The sequence below is a fragment of the Methylobacterium trifolii genome (genome assembly GCF_022179685.1).
In the GTDB taxonomy this organism is placed as follows: Bacteria; Pseudomonadota; Alphaproteobacteria; order Rhizobiales; family Beijerinckiaceae; genus Methylobacterium; species Methylobacterium trifolii.
Genome location: NZ_BPRB01000395.1, coordinates 1 through 2,312, shown reverse-complemented (window position 1 = coordinate 2,312; position 2,312 = coordinate 1). Strand labels below are relative to the sequence as shown.

The following is a 2,312-nucleotide window of genomic DNA, read 5'->3' as shown; positions in this document are numbered from 1 at the left end:
TGCCCTGGTTGCCGAACAGGACGTCCCCGCCCTGGTTTCCGAACACGGTGTCGTTGCCCACGCCGCCGAGCATCGTGTCGTTGCCGGCCCCGCCCATCAGCATGTTGTCGGCCTGGTTGCCGGTGATGAGGTCGTTGCCCATGCCGCCGACCGCGTTCTCGATCAGCGAGGCCGCGTTGCCGTTGAAGAGGAGGGCGTTGAAGACGTTGCCGCCGGCCCGCGTGCCGTCGCGGGTGTCGGTGACGGCAAGCTGGTCGTTCGAGAAGGTCGAGGATTCGCCCGGCCGCAGGTCGAGGCGCAGGTCGGTGGCGTAGTTCGAGAGGTCGTAGGTGTCGATCCCGCCCCCGTCCCACAGGGTGCCGTAGATGCGGTTCGCGCCCGGAGCGGTCTGGCCGACCCCGTCGATGAACGCCTGCCCCGTGGTCGGGCTCCAGGTGTAGACGCTGTTGCCGCCTTGCGTGCCGTAATTGGCCCCGTACATCGTCTGGAGCGCGGCGATGTCGTACATCATCGGCGTCTGCGGAGAGCCGAAGGGTTCCGGCGCATTGTCGCTGGTCGAGCCGCCGAGCGTGCGGCGATAGGACATGATCGAGTAGTCGTTATAGTCGTGCGCGGCGGTCATCGGCGTGTTGGCGACGCCGCCCGCATCCTGGCTGTGCTTGAGGCCGAGGGCGTGGCCGAGCTCGTGCATCACGAGGCGCCACGTCCCGCGCCCGCGCACCTCGCTGTCGCCGACCTGCGCCGTCGAACTCAGGAACCACACGTCGCCGGCCCGCGCGGCCGAGCCCGGATTGTAGCCGTAGCCGCTGAAGCCGTTGAGGTTGCCGGTGCGCGCGACGCTGATGTTGGCCGCGTCCCCGGCGCCGACCTCGGTGAAGGTGACGTTGGCGACCAGTTCGTACTGGTGCAGGGCGTCGCGGACCATGCTCTGGAAGCTGGCCGAGACGGCCACGAAGCTCGCGGGCTCGTTGTTGGCCCCGTTGTAGTCGGCCGGGTAATAGCCGGCGCCGGTGGGGAAGTTGTAGGTGATCGACGTGCCGTCCCATCGGGAGCCCGACAGCAGGCCGTCGAGATCCTGGTTGCCCGTCGCGCCCTGGCTCGCCCCACCCGTCGCCATGTCCTGCCCCCTCGAAGCCTGTTGTTTCCGGCGTGCGCCCACCGATGGCGGACCGGCGATCACGGCCCGCGTGTCCGGCGGGCCATCGCCCATGCCCGTGCCGCCCCTGCACACGCGGATGTGACGTAGAGCCTGGAGACGGAACACGTCGAGCGCTTCGATCGACAGGCCGGGAACAGTAACCCCAAATCGTCGCGCGGCAACTACCCGAACAGGTGGTGCATCCGGACTGAAATTCCGGCAGCCGCACCTGCAGGCTGGAGTTCGTACCGGTTATCCTCGTTCCGGCGCCGCATGGGCGGCGACGCGCCTTCGCGCCTGCCGATGGCAGAAGGGTCGGAGGTTTGGACCATCGGTCTCAGATTCGTGTCGCGGCGCGGCGCCAGGGCTTCGGAGCGGGGTCCAAGCACGAGAAAGCCCGCCCCGTCATCGACCGGGCGGGCTCGAGGGATGCGGGGACAGGCCTTGGGGACCATGCCCCGGCCCGTCGCGGCCGATCAGCAGCGGTTGCCGCCGGCGGTCTGGCCGTATTGCTGGACGGGGAAGTTCTGCTGCCTGGCGTTGCCCTCGGCGGCCGAACTCATCGAACACGTCGCGGGGTTCCGGCTGTAGAAGCCTCCGGCAGGGGCGCCGATCGAACCGGTATCCTCGACGTCGTAGGTCCAGGCGGGAGCGCCGTAGCGCACGCCGGAGCTGTAGGCCATTGCGGACGAGATCGGGGCGACGCCAAGGACAAGCGCGGTGACGACAGCGGCGATACGGGTCTTCATGGGATAATCCAGCTCCTTCAGGCAGTACAGTCCGATCGTTCGGCCCTGTTTCGTCCTGCCTGAACCTAAGATGGGGAGCCGTCCGCCGTCGTGACGTGCCACTGCGCACGCGCGATGACGGATTACGTGCACCGCTCTCGACGACTAGAGCGCACTTCGACGAAGTGGATACCGGTTCGTCGTAAAAGTGCGCGTCAAAACAAAGACCTAGAGCGTGTTATGAACTTTTAGGCGACGTGTCTGTTGGTGGTGATGAGCCTTGATCGCCTTGCCTACCCGTCGGACGTGAGCGATGAGGAATGGGCTGTCGTGTCGCCTTACCTGAGGCTGATGCGAGAGGATTCCGAGCAACGGGACCACGAGCTTCGCGAGGTTTTCAACGGCCTGCGCTACATCGTCCGGACGGGGGCGGCGTGGCGGTTCAT

At 67.0% G+C, this 2,312-nt stretch carries 3 protein-coding genes; 1 reads left to right on the top strand and 2 read right to left on the bottom strand.

Features of this window, described 5'->3' with window-relative positions:
- A partial coding sequence (locus COGEMETH_RS25110; protein ID WP_238185385.1) for a M10 family metallopeptidase occupies positions 1-1,117 on the bottom strand: 1,117 nt, incomplete at its 3' end.
- A 497-nt stretch (positions 1,118-1,614) separates the two neighbouring features.
- The gene (locus COGEMETH_RS25105) at positions 1,615-1,887 is read right to left on the bottom strand and encodes a hypothetical protein (protein ID WP_238185384.1); all 273 of its coding nucleotides are present in this window, start codon (positions 1,885-1,887) and stop codon (positions 1,615-1,617) included.
- A 252-nt stretch (positions 1,888-2,139) separates the two neighbouring features.
- Between COGEMETH_RS25105 and COGEMETH_RS25100 the strand changes: the two genes are divergently transcribed.
- Positions 2,140-2,312 (top strand): transposase (locus tag COGEMETH_RS25100; protein WP_238181223.1); only part of this gene is annotated, 173 nt, incomplete at its 3' end.

Coding starts and splice junctions, on each gene's coding strand:
- COGEMETH_RS25105 (WP_238185384.1), bottom strand. CDS start 1,887: ATGAAGACCCGTATCGCCGCTGTCGTCACCGCGCTTGTCCTTGGCGTC.